General features: G+C 36.7%; 17 protein-coding genes. 9 read left to right on the forward strand and 8 right to left on the reverse strand.

Going from position 1 to position 17,996, the window contains the following annotated elements:
- Positions 1-58: 58 nt before the first annotated feature.
- Together ABNX05_RS16790 and ABNX05_RS16795 are read right to left on the reverse strand one after the other, a co-directional pair.
- Positions 59-634, reverse strand: a complete 576-nt coding sequence (locus tag ABNX05_RS16790; RefSeq protein ID WP_349660765.1) for a MarR family winged helix-turn-helix transcriptional regulator — start codon at positions 632-634, stop codon at positions 59-61.
- A gap of 237 nt (positions 635-871) precedes the next feature.
- On the reverse strand, positions 872-1,750 hold the full coding sequence (locus tag ABNX05_RS16795) for a LysR family transcriptional regulator (RefSeq protein ID WP_349660766.1): 879 nt from the start codon (positions 1,748-1,750) through the stop codon (positions 872-874).
- A gap of 125 nt (positions 1,751-1,875) precedes the next feature.
- Here ABNX05_RS16795 and ABNX05_RS16800 point away from each other — a divergent pair, with 125 nt between their 5' ends.
- From ABNX05_RS16800 to ABNX05_RS16815, 4 genes are all read left to right on the forward strand, one after another.
- Positions 1,876-3,051 (forward strand): MFS transporter, encoded by a 1,176-nt coding sequence (locus tag ABNX05_RS16800; protein ID WP_349660767.1) that lies wholly within the window; start codon positions 1,876-1,878, stop codon positions 3,049-3,051.
- Between the two features lie 426 nt (positions 3,052-3,477).
- On the forward strand, positions 3,478-5,232 hold the full coding sequence (locus tag ABNX05_RS16805; RefSeq protein WP_349660768.1) for an ABC transporter ATP-binding protein: 1,755 nt from the start codon (positions 3,478-3,480) through the stop codon (positions 5,230-5,232).
- A gap of 17 nt (positions 5,233-5,249) precedes the next feature.
- Entirely contained in the window at positions 5,250-5,927 is a 678-nt protein-coding gene (locus ABNX05_RS16810) for a response regulator transcription factor (RefSeq protein WP_349660769.1), read from the forward strand.
- Positions 5,924-6,997, forward strand: a complete 1,074-nt coding sequence (locus ABNX05_RS16815; protein ID WP_349660770.1) for a HAMP domain-containing sensor histidine kinase — start codon at positions 5,924-5,926, stop codon at positions 6,995-6,997. Before ABNX05_RS16810 ends, ABNX05_RS16815 begins: the two co-directional genes overlap by 4 nt.
- Before the next feature lie 42 nt (positions 6,998-7,039).
- Here the strand turns inward: ABNX05_RS16815 and ABNX05_RS16820 are convergent, their stop codons facing one another.
- Positions 7,040-7,627 (reverse strand): NAD(P)H-dependent oxidoreductase, encoded by a 588-nt coding sequence (locus ABNX05_RS16820; RefSeq protein ID WP_349660771.1) that lies wholly within the window; start codon positions 7,625-7,627, stop codon positions 7,040-7,042.
- A gap of 120 nt (positions 7,628-7,747) precedes the next feature.
- On the opposite strand from ABNX05_RS16820, the gene ABNX05_RS16825 reads away from it, so the two are divergent.
- Positions 7,748-8,185, forward strand: a complete 438-nt coding sequence (locus ABNX05_RS16825; RefSeq protein WP_349660772.1) for a MarR family winged helix-turn-helix transcriptional regulator — start codon at positions 7,748-7,750, stop codon at positions 8,183-8,185.
- A 51-nt stretch (positions 8,186-8,236) separates the two neighbouring features.
- On the opposite strand, the gene ABNX05_RS16830 is transcribed toward ABNX05_RS16825, so the two are convergent.
- A complete protein-coding gene (locus ABNX05_RS16830; RefSeq protein ID WP_349660773.1) occupies positions 8,237-8,638 on the reverse strand; it encodes a GNAT family N-acetyltransferase in 402 nt (133 codons plus the stop codon).
- A gap of 11 nt (positions 8,639-8,649) precedes the next feature.
- Complete coding sequence (locus tag ABNX05_RS16835; protein WP_349660774.1) at positions 8,650-9,546, reverse strand: GNAT family N-acetyltransferase; 897 nt, start codon at positions 9,544-9,546, stop codon at positions 8,650-8,652.
- Between the two features lie 363 nt (positions 9,547-9,909).
- On the opposite strand from ABNX05_RS16835, the gene ABNX05_RS16840 reads away from it, so the two are divergent.
- Positions 9,910-10,680, forward strand: a complete 771-nt coding sequence (locus tag ABNX05_RS16840; RefSeq protein ID WP_349660775.1) for a YqcI/YcgG family protein — start codon at positions 9,910-9,912, stop codon at positions 10,678-10,680.
- On the opposite strand, the gene ABNX05_RS16845 is transcribed toward ABNX05_RS16840, so the two are convergent.
- Together ABNX05_RS16845 and ABNX05_RS16850 are read right to left on the reverse strand one after the other, a co-directional pair.
- The gene (locus ABNX05_RS16845) at positions 10,677-12,002 is read right to left on the reverse strand and encodes an amino acid permease (protein ID WP_349660776.1); all 1,326 of its coding nucleotides are present in this window, start codon (positions 12,000-12,002) and stop codon (positions 10,677-10,679) included. The genes ABNX05_RS16840 and ABNX05_RS16845 overlap by 4 nt on opposite strands.
- Before the next feature lie 25 nt (positions 12,003-12,027).
- On the reverse strand, positions 12,028-12,963 hold the full coding sequence (locus ABNX05_RS16850; RefSeq protein ID WP_349660777.1) for an arginine deiminase family protein: 936 nt from the start codon (positions 12,961-12,963) through the stop codon (positions 12,028-12,030).
- Positions 12,964-13,129: 166 nt separating this feature from the next.
- Here ABNX05_RS16850 and ABNX05_RS16855 point away from each other — a divergent pair, with 166 nt between their 5' ends.
- Positions 13,130-13,588: an NUDIX hydrolase gene (locus tag ABNX05_RS16855; RefSeq protein ID WP_349660778.1), complete on the forward strand. Its 459-nt coding sequence runs from the start codon at positions 13,130-13,132 to the stop codon at positions 13,586-13,588.
- 82 nt (positions 13,589-13,670) lie between these two features.
- Here ABNX05_RS16855 and ABNX05_RS16860 read toward each other — a convergent pair whose 3' ends face one another.
- Entirely contained in the window at positions 13,671-13,895 is a 225-nt protein-coding gene (locus ABNX05_RS16860; protein WP_349660779.1) for a transcriptional regulator SplA domain-containing protein, read from the reverse strand.
- A gap of 160 nt (positions 13,896-14,055) precedes the next feature.
- On the opposite strand from ABNX05_RS16860, the gene ABNX05_RS16865 reads away from it, so the two are divergent.
- Positions 14,056-14,328, forward strand: coding sequence for a metallopeptidase TldD-related protein (locus tag ABNX05_RS16865; RefSeq protein WP_349660780.1), 273 nt, complete (start codon positions 14,056-14,058; stop codon positions 14,326-14,328).
- Between the two features lie 465 nt (positions 14,329-14,793).
- A complete protein-coding gene (locus tag ABNX05_RS16870) occupies positions 14,794-17,925 on the forward strand; it encodes a stalk domain-containing protein (RefSeq protein WP_349660781.1) in 3,132 nt (1,043 codons plus the stop codon).
- Positions 17,926-17,996 lie beyond the last annotated feature (71 nt).

The following is a 17,996-nucleotide window of genomic DNA, read 5'->3' on the forward strand; positions in this document are numbered from 1 at the left end:
TTTTAACTTTTGCTCAGCATCTTTTGTTTTTTGAGTATAAAAAAATGATGTGTCTCCTTTAATCATGGCGTTCTTCATCTCCATATCGTCGTTTGAATAACTCCGCTAATACTCTCTCTTGGAAGTCCGAAATCTGTTCTGGTTCCTCTACCTCCATATTTACTGTTTTTTCATATCCATCAAGTTCCTCACCATCAAAACGATATAGCTTTTGCAATAGCTTCCACAATGTTTCAATTTCCTCAGTTGTAAAGTCTTTAAAGATATCTGCTAAAAAGTAAGTAGATTTTTCCGAACAAGCAATTAATGCTATTTTTCCCTCTGAAGGAATCTCGACATTGATGGCTCTTTTATCTAATTTACTTGGTATCGTTTGGACATATCCTTTTTTCGCAAGACTCGTTATTAACTTATTCGCAGTCTGCTTAGTTGTACCAAGCTTTTTAGCGATATTTACAAGTGTTGTATTTTCTACTGGTAAATGGGCAATGGCAATAAGAGCCATATGCTGTCTCGAAGTTAATATATCTAAATATTCATCTCCTTTTATTTGAACTTTATTGACTACTGAAAACAATGTCGCATAACTTTGCTGCATGAAATGTAATTCTTTTAATAATTGATTTAAATCCATATGGAACACCTCTCTATTTAGTCATCATGTTTACTAAATAATACGTAACGACTTTTAAAATGTCAACATGGTGACTATTTTATGAAAAGCAAGAGATGTTTATATTAATAGACCGACTGTCGGTTTATAGTATAATATGGTACCTATCCAAAAAAAGGAACACATTTTTTATTTATTTTTCATTTTCCTAGAGCATTCACTATTCAAAACAATAGAAAAAGCTAGCCCACTTTCGGACTAGCCTTGGAAATAAACTTCAATTTGTTCAATTAAAGCTTTTGTTGCTTGACTTACATAACGATCTACTCGATAAATAATCGATAAACTACGGCTTGGTGCGTCGTCCTGAATGTGTATGATATGCAAGGTAGGATCATTCATCTCTATTATTAACGGATAGGGCTGTACAGTTGCACCTATATTCGCTTTAACAAGATTAATAATCGACGTAACTGAAGATGTCTCTAGCACAGAATTTAATTGAAAACCATGTTTTTTTACAGTGTCCTCCACAATTTCACGCCCAAAAAAACCTTCTGGATACATTATCACTGGTAGATTTTTCAACTCTGCTATATCTATGCTTTCTCGATTTGCCATTGGATGCTCTTTCGATACAGTTAGCACGTACTGCTCCCTACATAAAGGAATCGTAACGAGTCGGTCATTTGGTAGGACGTTAATACCAATGCCAATATCAACTTCATTTTCAAGAACTTGTCGCACAATTTCGATGGACGACATAATCTTTAATTTAACTTTAGGAAACTTTTGGTGAAAATCGATGACAAGCTGTGTAATTCGATAGTCTAGATCAGATGGCATAATTCCTATTCGTATATGACCACTTTTCATATCCTGTAAATCTTTAATGGCGTCTTTGACATTTTGCAACGTATCTAATATTTCTGTTCCATAAATTAATAGCATTGAGCCTGCCTCAGTGAGTACAATTTTTTTGCCAATCCGATCAAACAGCGGCATACCAACCTCGTCTTCAAGTACGCGAATTTGTTGACTTAGAGTCGGCTGGGAAATACCAAGTTTTTCAGCTGCTTTTGTAAAATGTAACTCCTCACAAACAGCCATAAAATAATGAAGATGACGAATTTCCACTATATCACTACCTATCATAGTTTGTAGCTATCATCATAATAGTAATAATAGTATTGTTCAATCATTTGTATTGTTATAGACTTCAATTTGTAATTATTATTAGCTATAGATGGAGTTGAAAGAGAATGAATGTAAAACGAACGATTATACCAATTATCGCTATTATTTTAGCTTCCTTTAATCTAAGACCCGTGATAACTTCCGTTTCGCCTTTGTTAGGAACCATACGAGAGTCATTACAAATGAGCGCCGCTACTGCAAGTTTATTAACATCACTAGCAGTACTATGTATGGGCTTATTTGCACCATTTGCAATAAAACTTGCCAATCGCTTTAGCATCGAACGAGCCATTGCTTACTCACTTATTCTTATTGGGCTGGCAACAGCTGCAAGGTTTTTTGCCTACTCTGCATGGGTGATGCTACTAACAGCCTTTCTTGCTGGTATTGGTATCGCTATTGCAGGGCCTTTACTATCAGGCTTTATTAAACAAAATTTCACGAATCCTTCTCGTATTGTTGGTATTTATTCGTTAGCATTAGTTGTAGGAGCTTCACTTGGCTCAGGGCTTTCCTTACCTTTAAGCGCCCTTTTTCATACATGGCAAGCATCTGCTGCATCATGGGCTATTCTTGCTATCATCGCTGTTTTCTTTTGGTGGAAACCAATTGAGAAAGAGCCATTCACTAACACTGGCTCAGACGCTTCAGGTTCTGATAATAATTTAAAGAAACTTTTTACAGATCAAAAAGCTTGGTTATTAACTGCTTTTTTTGGCTTAATGGCTTTCATGTTTTATACAATCATGGCCTGGTTGCCACCTATAGTAGAAGATATGGGTTATAGTAAACAACAGGCTGGCATGATGTTGACACTATTAACGGTTGCCCAAATGCCTGCAACTTTTTTTGTACCGATTTTAAATAATCGTTTTCAACATAGAGCTGTATGGTTAGTGGGTTGTTCATTGTTAGAATTAATCGGTCTATCCATGCTTCTATTTTCCGTAAACCCTTGGCTCAGTAGTCTTTTCATTGGCATAGGTGCAGGTGGCTTATTCTCATTAGGATTAACATTACCAATTGATGAAGCCAAAAACATTAAGGAAGCAAGTATTTTAGCAGCTATGACTCAATCGGTCGGCTTCATTTTTGCCGCACTTGGCCCATTTTTTGTTGGTCTTGTCCGAGATTATACAGGCAGTTTTACAGCCGCAACTATTGGTATGTTGGTCATCGTCATTGCCATGATCCTCATTCAGATTAAAATTGGTAATCAGAAGCACCAGCAAATAAAGTGAAACTTAATCAGTGGGGTTTCTTTCCCCCCACTGATTATTAGTCTTCACCAATCGGGCTTTTACGGGCAGTTTATCTTATATCTTACTTCTTATCTTGCGCTGAACTTTAATAGGGGAGTCCTACTGCCCGTTAATGCGGGATAAAGTGACACTTAATCATTTAAGGGGAGTTAGTGCGGGGTGAATACTGCTTATATTTCTTAGTAACTATAAGGAGGATTTTACTGGTTAATAGTTTAATAAAATGAGTGTTTTAAAATGCTCTTATAAGTACATCATGAACACACAAAAGGTTACTCAGAATTTTGAGTAACCTTTTTCCTTATTATCCCACCTCATTTCATATTCAGTTCATAAAGTCATGTTATAGTAAGAAACATAAAGGATTCATATTTTAGTTGAAGAAATTGAAGGGAGATTTTAACGTTGCAAGAGACATTAAAAGATACTACTAAAACGAAGGATTGGCGACGCTTTGTTCGCTTAGTCAGACAGGCTGAGCCACCGATGTGGCTTTTAATTATTTCATTAATTATGAGCTTAGCGACTACAGGCGTTGGCTTTATCGTTCCGTTATTCACAAAAAAATTAGTCGATGGCTTTTCATTAGAATCACTTGATTATTGGCAAATTATTATATTAGGCATTGCTTTTATCGCGCAAGCTATCGCGAGTGGACTTTCAATCTATTATTTAAATCGTGTCGGACATCATGTTGTCGCGAAATTACGCGATCAACTTTGGAGAAAGCTTCTTCATTTACCTATCCCTTATTATGATGAGAACGATACAGGTGAAACATTAAGTCGTGTTACGAATGACACAGCTGTCGTTAAGGAGCTTATTACAGAACACCTTGCAAACTGTTTATCTGGTGTTATTTCCATTATTGGCTCCATCATCATTCTATTAATCTTAGATTGGAAAATGACATTAGTGATGCTAATTGCTGTTCCGCTTGCTATGGTTATTTTAATGCTTCTAGGAAGACGTATGTTTGTCATTTCAAAAGGAATGCAAGATGAGACAGCAAAATTTACGTCGGTGCTCAATCAAGTTTTACCTGAAACACGATTAGTAAAAGCTTCAAATGCCGAAAATATTGAATATGAGCGTGGCAAAAAGGGCATTACAAACCTCTTTACGTTTGGCTTAAAAGAAGCAAAAATCCATGCACTTATTTCACCATTAATTTCGTTTGTATTAATGTCAGTCCTTGTAGCCATTATTGGTTATGGTGGTGTACGAGTTTCTTCAGGAGAACTTACAGCTGGCGACATGGTAGCATTTATTTTATATTTAATCCAAATTATTATGCCGATGACTCAATTAACGATGTTCTTTACACAGCTTCAAAAAGCAATGGGTGCTACAGAGCGAATCAGTGCTTTACTTGAGCATGAAGAAGAGAATATTTTCGAAGGAAAAACATTAGAAAAAGTAAATCAGCCGATTTATGTAAAAAACGTTGACTTTGCTTATGGAGAAGAACTGATTTTATCGAATATTAATTTTACAATTGAACCTGGTAAAGTTACGGCTATCGTCGGGCCTAGTGGTGGAGGAAAAACAACAACATTTTCTCTGTTAGAAAGATATTATCAACCTACTAACGGAAGTATTACACTCGGAGAAACCACTATCAACACGTACTCCCTACATTCTTGGAGAAGCCAAATCGGTTATGTTGCTCAGGAGAGTGCACTGCTGTCAGGTACGATTCGCGAAAATATTTGCTACGGTATTGACAGAGAGGTGCAGGATGAAGAGCTTGAAAAAGTTGCCAAAATGGCCTATGCTGATCAATTTATTAATGAACTACCAGAACAATTCGATACAGAAGTTGGAGAACGCGGCATTAAGCTTTCTGGCGGTCAACGACAACGAATTTCGATCGCCAGAGCACTTTTACGCGACCCTCAAATATTAATGCTAGATGAAGCAACATCTAGTCTAGATAGTAATTCGGAAATCTATGTTCAAAAAGCATTGGATAATTTAATGCAAGGTAGAACAACGCTTGTCATTGCACACCGCCTTTCAACAGTAGTAGATGCAGACCAAATCCTTTTTGTAGAGAAAGGACATATTACAGGCAGTGGCACACATGAGACTTTATTTGAGACGCATGATATGTACCGAGAGTTTGCCAAACAACAATTACGTATTAAAGAGGATTAATGAAGGGATTTGTTAGCATGACAAAATTATTAGTTGTAGATGATGACGCCCATATTCGAGAATTGATAAAGATATTTTTACAAAATGAAGGTTTAGAAGTAATTGAAGCTACGGACGGTGTGGATGCACTGTCCAAATTGGATTCTGATAAGGTGGATATGATTATTATGGATATTATGATGCCAAATATGGATGGCTGGGAATTATGCGAAGAAATACGTTCATTTAATGATAATCTACCGATTTTGATGTTAACTGCAAAGGGAGAAACTTCACAAAAAGTAAAAGGTTTTAATCTTGGAACAGATGATTATCTTGTTAAACCATTTGAGCCAGCAGAGCTGATTGTTCGTGTGAAATCAATACTTAAAAGATACCAAATCTCCCTTTCTCAACTTGTGGAGGCCGGCAATATTAAGTTAAATCGTAATACACATGAAGTCTTGTATAACGGTAAATCTTTAACACTTCGTTTAAAGGAATTTGAACTATTATTTACATTAGCAAGCTATGCTGGAAAAACCTTTTCCCGTGAACAGTTAATCGAAGAAATTTGGGGTTATGATTATGAAGGTGATGAACGTACTGTTGATGTTCACATTAAAAGACTTCGTCAACGTTTCCCACAAGATACAAGTGGATTTGTTATTCGTACAATTAGAGGCCTAGGCTATCGATTGGAACTTGTTTCATGAAAAGATTAAAAAATAGTTTAAAGCTTTTTTTAATTTTAATGCTTCTTCTTACCATTAGCATCGTATTTGCTTTTATTTCCTACCACATAACGTCCTGGATTTATGATTGGTTAGGCAAGCATCCACAAGGTTTCTTGCTCCAATTATGGACCGTAGTCGGTGTTTTTGTTCTTTTTGCTTGCACTGTTATCATCACCTTTTTAATTGGGCTAAAAAAACAACGGAACTATTGGAATACGATTGTAGATGCATTAAGTCGTATTGCTAAAGGCGATTTTACTGTCAAATTAGATCTTAAAGCAGATGACGAAGATCAATTTGGTCAATTAATACATGGCATCAACCATATGGCGGTTGAGTTAGGTGAAATGGAAAGAATGCGCCAAGAATTTATCTCGAATGTATCGCATGAAATTCAGTCACCTCTAACTTCTATTAATGGCTTTGCTAAAGCATTGAAAAACATTGACCTACCAGAGGATAAGCGACAGCATTATTTAGCAATCATTGAGATGGAAAGTAATCGACTATCAAAAATAAGTGACAATTTACTAAAGCTTACTTCATTAGAATCACAACATCACCCCTTCGAGCCAAGTCATTACCGGCTCGATAAGCAACTGCGCAACGTCGTATTAACGCTAGAGCCAAATTGGCTAGCTAAAAATATCGACATGGATCTTCAACTTGAAAACATTTCGATAATGGCGGATGAGGACTTAATGAATCAAGTATGGATGAATTTATTAAGCAACAGCATTAAATTCACGCCAGCTGCTGGCATTATTACAATATCTATGACGAAGCAAATAGATACGATTACTATTGCCATTCATGATAATGGAATTGGTTTAACAGAAGAACAACAAAATCATATATTCGAACGATTTTATAAGGCGGATCAATCGAGGACAGCTGAGAATGGTGGAAGTGGCTTAGGACTATCTATTGTCAAGAAAATCGTCGATATGCATAACGGTACAATTACTGTTGAAAGCAAGCTTGCTGAATTCACAACATTTTTTGTAACACTGCCACTAGAAATTAATATGACTCGTGCAAACGAATAGGAGATTCCTACTTCGTTTGCACGAGTCTATTAGGCAGATGCACTAGTAAGCTACTTTTCTAAAATATTGATAAACTTTTTCGAGTTTTTTTCTTTGTCTCCCCTTCTTACTTTCCATATTGCCAAACTCAAAAAACTTCACTTGTTTAATGCCAACAAAATTAAATAACGCTCTTTTCATTAATATTTTATGCGCATTATTCAGCCATAGGAGTGGATATTTTGTTGGCCCCTTCATTGTTGAAATACACACTACTGATTTTCCCTTTAAAAGCCCCTCAGGAAATAGCCCCTTTTTATCTTTATAAGCAAAATTGGCCGCAAACAATTGATCAATATAACCTAACAGCATTGCAGGTGGTCTTCCCCACCATATCGGATAAACAAAAATGATTTTATCAGCCCACTTAATTTGTTCACGATATTTCTCAAGCTTTGTATCACGAAACATATCACGACGACGTTTATGTTCATGAAATTCTAAAATCGGGTTAAATTGTTCCTCGTATAAATCTAAAACTTGAGTCTCCTTTATGGAAGGATTGTCATGACAACCCTTAATAACCTCCTGCAAAAAAGCATAATTCAAACTTTTATGATTGGGATATGTATAAATAATTAATGTATTCATTAAGCGCCTCCATTAGTTATCATTTGATAACAAAATAGTAAACTATTTAATTTTAGTTGTCAAATGATAATTGTTTTAAGATAAGTTTTTTGTTATCTTGTCAGTAAGAGGTGAACCCATTTGGACAAAAAACAATTATTTCATCAGTTCGTGGCATTTACAGCAGCGGTACACCAAGTAACGCACGAACTAACTCAAAACGTTAAAATCGATAATATTACACCTGTACAATATAAAATTTTAGAATATATAAAAGTAAGCCAGCCAGTTACACCTACTGAAATTAGTGATTGTCTGCATATGTCCTTACCTAATACAAGTCGTGAATTACGAAAACTACAGGAAAGAAAGTTTATTGAAAAAATTAGCGATACTGAGGATCGAAGAAAGCACTATATTTGCCTTACAGAGGATGGAGAAAAAATAATGGAGGAAGCATTCGCCTGTATTGAAGAACGCTTTCATCAACTTATTCAACATGCATCTACAAATGATTTAGAGGATATTCATCATGCATTAAACATTCTTGACGAAAAGGTCTTTAATCCAAAATTATAAAAAGAACCTGCATTGCTTTTCACTATAAGACAAGCATTGCAGGTTTTTTCATTATTTATTATATTGACATAGAAAGCGTTCCACACCAGGGTATTTCTCCCCAAGGCTAGTTATGAAAAAACCATAGCGACGATAAAAATCTACAGCCTCATAATCCGTTTCAGCAACAATTGATGAGTACTTACATGCCATAAAATTTATCATTTTACTGCCAATACCTTTTTCTCTTTGATCAACTAAAACGGCGATATGTTTAATCTCACACTCTGATAAACTGATATGTTCTATCCCAATACAACCGACTATTTCACCCTCAACTACGAAGCTATATAAAGTCCTATTCGATAAAAGTATATATTTTTCATACTCTTGTTGAACTTTTTTATCCGAAGTTGCAAATGAAAGTAGTTTTCTAATAGCTGGAGAAATAGTGCTTGCTTGAACTATATTCATCTCTTATCTCCTTAAAAATTGGGAGCAGGAATGACAACAGCATGACAAGCGTTTTCATAAAACTCGATTGGCCCCGCTCCTCCGATAATTGCATATTCATATCCCATCTCATTCATATCTTTTAAACAATAATGGAGGAGGGAATATCCTATCCCCTTCACTCGATTAGTTTTTGCTACACCCATTGGGCCAAAATAACATTTTTTATTTTGATAAATGTCAAATCCAGCAAATCCGACAAGATCTCCCTTATTATCAAAAGCTACATATATGGGAGGTGTAGTATTTAAAAATGCACGCTTAATCGTTTCTGACCACTCTTGAGAAAAATGACTTTCTACAAAATGAATGAGCTTGTTCTTATCATCTCGATTGACTCTACGAATATTAGTAGAAATCGCATCAGGGAAATTGTAATGGCGAAGATGAGTAACCATATCCCGCGAAGTCGTAGCAAGCTTTAAAATCAGTTTTGTATCCTCTTCTGAAACGAATTCCTCAAGCATTTTCGTCTTTATAAGTGCTTTAAGAAAGTGACCTTCATTTAAATAAACTTGGTTATAGTTTTGCATATAGCAAATTGCTTGTTCCAATACTGTTAAAACATCATTTGATATTGGAACAGAAAATAAGCTATGGCTTGTAGCTTTCATTTCTGGTTTTTGATCAAATTCATTCACCAATTTTCTTAAAGACGCTTCATCCATAGTGCATTTTAATACTAATTCACCAAGTGCTCCCTCTTTTTCTTTGAAACAAGCAAGCAGGAAATAAATAGGTCGTAACAATTTTTGTTGTGAGGAGGAAGCTTCTTCTTCTGCATTCTTTATAATCCTTAACATACGATTTGTTAATTTTATATTAGTTGAAATCAAATGCCTGACCACCCTTTCTTGGATTCTTTTCAACTTCTTAATTTATAACACTTAGTAAATAATCTTCACGTTAAACAATTGAAATATTAGGACTATATCATATCATTAATCATGTTTTTTATGATAAATAAAATCGAGACCGTTTATTTACTTTTTACCAAAAATAGAGAATGATATTTGTTAAAAAACGAAGGTTGATTGGAGTAGCAGGGCGCTCATCGGACGTCCTCAGGAAGCTTTGCTCTGTGCGAAAGCGAAGCAGCAGCGGAAAAGCGCTCAGTCGGAACAGAAATCAACCACACATTATGGTAATGAGCCTATTTAGTTTGCAAATACATCGTCACTCATCTGCACTTTATTTAATAATATAAAGATGTATAGAAGGAGGAGACTCAAGTGGAAGTAGCAGTGTTAGACAAGAAGTGGATAGAAGAACATTTTGAAACACTTCCATTATGGCAACAGACAGCATATACCGACTTCGCTGCCATAGTTGCAGATGAAGCAAATTCGTTTCCCTGTATTCCAGCTAGAAAAGGTTTCTTATCGAACCATCTTCGCTACAGTTTTATCGGAGATCCACGAGAGGAACAATCGATAAGGACATTAGCACTTTGCTTAAAGGAATACAATAAGCACTGTCAAACATTCGGCAACTATACAACACATACCATTTTCTTTAAAACGCCCGATGATATGCATAAATTCGAAGTTGCGGATTATAATAATTTATTTTGGTCAGTTTTAAACAATTTAACTAAATTCGATGATATTGATTGGCCAATGGAAATTCCAACCGATCCATCACATAATGAATGGGAATTTTGTTTTAACGGCGAGCCTTATTTTGTGTCTTGTGCAACGCCCGCACACAAATTAAGAAAGAGTCGGCATTTCTCTACTTTATTAATGGCATTCCAGCCACGCTGGATATTTGAAGAAATAAACGACTCTACTGCATTTGGTCGAAAATTAAAGAAACTTATTCGGCAACGCATTAACGAATACGATGATATTCCTGCTCATCCTGATTTAAAATGGTATGGGCAAAAAGGAAGTAATGAATGGAAGCAGTATTTTTTAAGCGATGATAATGATAGTCCATCGAAATGTCCTTTTTTACGTATGCAAAATTCTCTGATTTTTCCACAGAACAAAGAACATTAAGCTTTCTTACTTTGTTTTTGCCTTTTCATTACAATCCAAGTCGCAATCCCTATTAAGATGATAAAAAGCAGGCTCACGAAAAAACCGAGTCTGCTTGTTTTTTCCCCTAACGTTCCAGACACTGTCACCGCAATGAGTAACATCCCTATTCCATTCTTCACATGCTCCCACTTTGACAGCTCCATTAGCTTCATATAGGTCACTAATATAAAGAGCCAATTATAAATTAGCATTAAGCCTGCAGCTGTAACCAAATATTCAAATATCTTTTCTGGCATGAGGAAGCCTATAACAATCGTTACGATTAAACCACTAGCTAAAAAGAGAAATGCAGGAAATGGAATCTTCATTTTCCCCTTCTTCGCCAGAGAAGCTGGAGCATCATGATCCTCTGCGAGTGTAATGAGAATCGTTATGACCGCGTATAAAGATGCTACCATTGTTGAAAAACCTGCAATAATTAACACACCATTAAAAATATCTGCAAAAAAAGGTATGTGATAACCAGTAAGCGCTGTAATAAATGGGCTTTCCTCAATAGTAAAGTCCTTCCAAGAAATAAGTGCCAAGGCAAGCATAATAGCTATTATAAAAATGACAGTAATAGTAATAATCATCACTTTTCCAGCTTTCGGCGCTTCTTTAGGATTTTTTAAGTCAATGACCATTAAACCCATAACCTCAATTCCTCCAAATGCATAAAAGGCGTATAGCAGTCCGAGCCAAATTCCTTTCACACCTTGAGAGAAAAATTCCTCGTAATTTGCATACAGCGCATCGAGTGTAGTAGTTTCCGTATTAAATCCTTTTATTATTACTACAACCGCTACTATTATAAACATGACAACCGCTGCAGCCTTTAACGCCCCAAAAATATTTTGAAATTTTTCAAAGCCTTTCATGCCCATAAGAATAACGACTAATCCAAGTGCTGCATAAATAGATGCAGCAACCCATAATGGAAGCATTGGAAACCAAAGCTTTGTAAAAATACCAAGCGCCATCAATTGACTGCCCATAATAAGCATCTCAGAAATCAAGTAAATCCAACCATTACTAAATCCTGCCCAATTTCCAAAAGCTTGCTTTGCATAAGTACGAAATGATCCCTTATCTGGATTATCAACTGACATCTTAACAAGAGCATCATAGACAATGTACGTAGCAATCGCCGCTAACAAAAAAGGAATTAAAACAGCAGGACCACTTTTATGAATGGCCATACTTGTCCCAAGAAAAAATCCTGTTCCTAATGTACAACCTATACCGAGAAGCGAAAGCTGCCACCAAGACAATCTTCCTTTACTTGTTTTCGATGTCATTTTGATCAACCCTCCTGACTTTTGCTTACTTTCTTAACAGTGGCAATGTCATGCAACGAATGCCACCACCGCCTTTTTCAAGTTCTGTGACTTCAATTTCTATTAAGTTCTTTTTTTGCAACAATGGATGCTTCGTCCATCGCTGCTTCGTTGCTTGTTTACTAATCAACAGTGTTTCAGGATTAAGATTGATAAAATTGATATCAGGGATTGTATTATATTTTTCAAGCCAGTAGACATCAAAGCCATGATGATTTAAAAATTGCTCGGTCATTTCGAAACGACTTGTTTGAGGCGTGAACACTTGTACAGGAAAATAACGCATAAAATTTTTAGCTATTAGCAGATTAGCGTTCGTTACATTACAATTCATATCTAAATGAAGTGTATCGGCGCGTCTTGGCAAATCAATGATTGCAATTTCCGAAAATCCTTCTTGGAAGATACGATTCTTGATACTTTCAACAGCCTCTAACGTTGTTCTCATTCCAATATTAATAAGTACAGCATCCTTATTTAAAATGAGCACGTCTCCACATTCTAATGCAGTAGAAGGTTGTTTAACTTTCAAATTTTTTTCTGGAAACCACTTTTCTAATAATGAGTGCGCATGTGGATACTCTGGACGTCTTAGTGAACTACCTGCCTCACCAAGGAAAATACTATTTCCTATAACACAAGCAAGATCGCGTACAAAGTACCTATTAATAAGCTGCTCACTTAAAGTTTTCATATCATTCGGTAGCTCTTTCGAATAATCTATAACCTCTACACTCGCATTTTCTAGCGTTGTCTTAAATTCCATGAAATTCTCCATTGCTTTCACATGATTGACAGTAGCGTCCCATCCTACATTTTCAGCTATTGTTAAATCTGTTACATCTAATTTTGAAGGTGCACAAAGCATAACAACCTTAAGTTCATCATGCTCCGACCAACAATTCGGTTGAAATGAGTACAAATAGATTCTCCCCTTTTTGAATGACTATCTCGGCTTAGCGTTACCATCAAAACTGTGATTATACAGACAATGTGTAAATGAAGATCCGCATGATTAATATTTAAAGAAGGAAATCCCTGGTATTTGTGTAATTAAAACAAGGACAGATAAATTTATTCAATTAGAAATGAGTGAAACGATGGAATACTATAAATTTTTACGTCAATATGTTGGTCACCAACCTATTATTTTGCCAGGTGCTGTTGTATTAATCTTAAATAATGAGAATGAGCTATTGTTACAAAAGAGATATGATGGAGGTTGGGGGCTTCCAGGTGGTTTGATGGAATTAGGGGAAAGCTTAGAAGATACCGCAAAAAGAGAGGTGTTAGAGGAAACAGGTTTGATAATAGAGGACATGAAGTTATTAGATATTTTTTCTGGTCCAGAATATTACCTTAAAGTTTCTAATGGAGATGAATTCTACTCCGTTACAGCCGTCTATTATACGAGAAATGTTAAAGGTGATTTAGTAATTGATTATAAAGAATCAGAGACAATGCAATATTTCTCACTATTAAATTTACCAAGTGGAATCGATAGTAGATATATTGAACCTTATGTATCACAGTTAGTGTTAAAATAAGCTTTAGAGAGAAAACTTATTTAACAAGTATAATTTGTTTTCTCTCATTAGCGTGTTGAAAAGCATTTGAATATAAGATTCATCAATGAAAATACTGATGATAAGCTTGCTCAGCAGCCATTTCGCTTGTAAATATTAGAATATCGTTTGTTAGCGGATAATATGTCTCAAATAGAAAAAGCGCCAGTTCATTTGGATGATTCGGATTATTCACAACTGCCGCTTCCTGTATGTTCGCAACTTCTTGAAAATATGGATGACGATAAAAAATATAAACAATATCCCCTACATTATATTGCTGCATCATTCCATCACCTTCCTCTGATTTTCCATTAGTTTGGTGATAGAAGCAGTAAATTATAATTAATATTTGATTTTCGTATAGATGTTCATTAAAAATCTTCCCTACCTACCAACGCTCCTATCATAAAACGTCTTCATTAGAATATATATTAATTTACTTGTTAATGACCTTAGTCTCTGAAGGAGTACTTAGTACCGAATTATCTGGCCTTCACTCTGGTACGAATACGGTTTCTGGAGATTTTTCAGTCGCAGCAAAAGGTTTCCATATTCAAGATGGCAAAATTGCATCACCCGTGAAGCAATTGACAATAGCCGGAAACTTCTTTGATTTCTTAAATGCTATCGAAGAAATTAGCTCAGAGCTTTTCTTCCTACCAGATGGGTATGGCTCCCCTTCCCTCCTTGTGAAGGAGCTATCAGTGACGGTGGAATAAAACGGTAAAAGCGAGTCAGATTTTAAAAGGTACTCCTCGGCAATGCTTGTCGCTAATCTTTGCGACAAGCTTTTTGTTTGCAGTCGTATTGCTATTGTTCTGGTCTACCTGCTTTACCGAGATAATAGGCAGCGCTTTCACTACGGCAATAATCTGTCTCCGTTTACCTGACCCCCATATTATGAAGGAAGCTATCATACCTACATAATGATTCGTTTTATTATCACAAAAATGACTTCCTCTCCATTCGTACTATGAATAATACGTCGAAAAAGACACAACGAAGGTACATTTATTATTTCTTATAGGAAAATGCCCAATAAGACTGATGTGACATCACTATCATGGTTAAATTTTCTTGTTTAGGTAAAAATACGAAACTTTTTTATCTGTTGTGCGTACTAATTATACAATGATATTTATCATTGCCAGATTAATATAAGGGCATCGGGAGGGGTGGAATTTATGAAGAAAATATGGACTTTATTTCTAGCAGCAATACTTATTGTACCGTTATTGCTGCAACCAGCGACCGCTCAAGCGGCAAAGGCCATCACGATTTTTGTAGACGGGGTTCAATTAAAGACCGATCAACCGCCAGTGATGGTTCAAGGGCGCGTTATGCTACCGCTTAGAGCAATTTTTGAGGCATTGGATGCAAGAGTGTATTGGGATCAAAAAAATCAAACCGTTACAGGAATTAAAGGAGATTCAACGGTAGTTCTCAAGATTAAATCGAAGGTAGCTACTATTAATGCCAAGAGCGTTACGCTTGATGTACCTGCACAGATCATAAATGGCAGAACAATGGTACCAGTACGCTTTGTGAGTGAAGCGCTTGATCAGGAAGTTGACTGGAACTCGTATAATCAGATCGTATCTATTAAATCTGATACTCCGAGCAATATCAGTATTTCTCCAGTGAGCCATGTGTCGCTTAGAGATATTGGTAATCAAGGAGATGGGCGTGACCTCGAGGTTACCTACTCCCATTCGTCTACTGAATCACTTGTGGATCATTACCGGGTTCTCGTTGTGAAGGCTTCAAAAAGCTTGAATCAGGCGTCGGCCCTGAAGGTCTCCGCTTCAAATTATACGAAAGTATCACCTGCCGGCTCGGATCGTTCTATCGTATTAAATCAAAGTTCGCGGGATGTGGACGGTGACTATATTAGAAATGACCAGCCTTATGTAGCGTATGTACTTGCAGTTGGAAAAGGTTCTTATTCCAGCGTATTATCGAAATCTTCTCAGAAGATTACCTTAACGAGCATGTCTCCAATCGTAGAAATAACAAATTTGAAAATTAGCGATATTAGCGATTTCGGCGACGGACGCGATCTCTCGATTAGCTTCACTCGTCCGAAGAATGACAACAATGTTTCGAGTTACCGTGTAATTATCGTAAAGAGTAAAGACGCTGACAATTTCGGTCTTACTACTGCGAATAATTTATCCAGTAGCTACTATACGACAATGAATAAATCGGGAAGCAACGGCGGTACGGTGACAGGAACTCTGTCTTCCTCAGCACGTGATTCTGCCGGTGATTTCATTAAGAACGGCGTACCTTATACAGCATTCGTCTTGTTAGTTAGCAGCACTGATTCAGCTGTTAATATGCTGTCATTCCCTTCTTTATCCGTAACACTACGTCCAAATACAGCGGCTACTCCTGTTATTACTCAAGTTGATGATGTCAACGACTATGGAGATGGACGCGATCTGAGAGTGAGCTTCAACAAAGTATCCGATGAGTCTAACATTAGCGCATACCGGATCTTTGTTGTAAGAGCAAACAACTATTCGAACTTTTCATTGACCAAGGCGAACAGTCTGTCCAGCTCTAATTACACACAAGTGAACAAGACGGGCTACAATATTTCTCAAGTACTCTCTTCAGGGACTCGAGATACAGACGGTTATGCCATTCAGAATGGGGTCAGCTATCGTGTATTCGTTATGGCCGTAGCTAAAAACTCAGGGAAAAACGTATTATCATCGGCTTCCAATACGATTACGCTATATAGTAGCAATGTAGGTGCAGTATCGAATCTCAACGCCAGCGATGTATATGATTATGGCGACGGTCGTGATCTCAATGTATCTTTCACTAAAGCGGCAGATGAGTCTAATATTAGTCACTATCGCATCATGGTTGTGCCAACAACTTATTACAGTAGCTTCAGTCTGTCGGATGCTAATAATGTATCCAGCAGTAATTATACAACTGTGAACAAGTCAGGAAATAACAATTACGGGATGACGCTCTCGGGAAATGCTCGGGATGTTCGCGGCAATTATATCACGGATAGAACTAGCTACCGTGTCTATGTTCTCTCGGTAGGCTATGGCAATTATTCCGGCAGCAATGCGCTGTCCTCGCCAACGTCTACGATTACGCTCGGTAAGAACATCAATGTGCAGCCTGTAACCAATCTAAATGTTGCTGATGTAAATGATTATGGGGATGGTAGTGATTTGCAGGTAACGTTCACGAAGCCTTCCGATGAAACAAATGTCAATCACTATCGGATTTTTGTCGTACCGACAGCTTATTACAGCAGCTTCAACTTATCACAAGCCAATAGCAGCTCTTATTACATCACAGAGAGCAAAGGCGGAAACAAGTCGTTAACTAGAACATTAGATAGGGCTCGAGATGTTCGCGGTAATTACATTACGGAGAACACAAGCTACCGTATCTATGTACTAACTGTAGCGAATGGAAATTCTTCAAGCGTCAATGCTTTATCTTCTGATTCGTCGGTGATTACGCTTACTAAGAACAAAGCAGTTCAAGCGGTCAGCAATGTTACTGCAAGTGATGTGAGTGATTTTGGAGATGGCCGTGATTTACGGGTATCGTTCAATCATGCATCTGATGCATCGAATATAAGTGAATATCGAATTATGGTTGTTCCTAAAAATAAACCTTTCAATGCTTCAATAGCAAGCAACATTCAGACTTCAAATTATACAGCCGTAAGAACTTCTGGCAGCAGTACTAACCGGGTTCTTGACATTAAGGCAACAGATATAGATGGGAATTCTATCACTAATGGTACGTCGTATAACGTCTACGTATTGTCAGTTGGAAACAGTGCAACCGGCACATTTGCATTGTCTGGTGTTTCGAATGAAATTACGTTAACCAATTCTGCCGCAGTAGAAGCGGTAACTAAAGTAAGACTCTCAAACGTGGGGAATACTGGCACATATAAAGATATCCGGATTAGCTTTAATAAAGGAAGCAATGAAAATAACGTAACAGGATATCGAGTATTCTTGGTTCCTACAGATAAAGTAGTAGATTTCAAGGTTTCTTTTGCGAATACAGTCAATTTAGAGAATTACACTTCAATCCCGTTGAACATAAATACAATCAGTGAATATTCATTAGACTTAATAAATGATGTATACGGTAAAGAAATCAATACGTCTACTTATTATCATGCCGTAGTAATGACCTTAGCCAAAATGGGAGATAATTATAATATATTATCTGAACCGTCTCCTCAGTTCAAACTTCAGGCTAAAAAAGATAATACTCCGCCAGAAGAGGTAAAGCCTGCCCCATCTGACACTCAATCTTAAGAGATAAGCAATACTTTTTCACAAAAAGGGACTCCTCAGGTGGTGCTTCATGGGCCATCAGAGGAGTCCCT

The organism is Lysinibacillus zambalensis (genome assembly GCF_040183165.1).
Taxonomy (GTDB): domain Bacteria; phylum Bacillota; class Bacilli; order Bacillales_A; family Planococcaceae; genus Lysinibacillus; species Lysinibacillus zambalensis.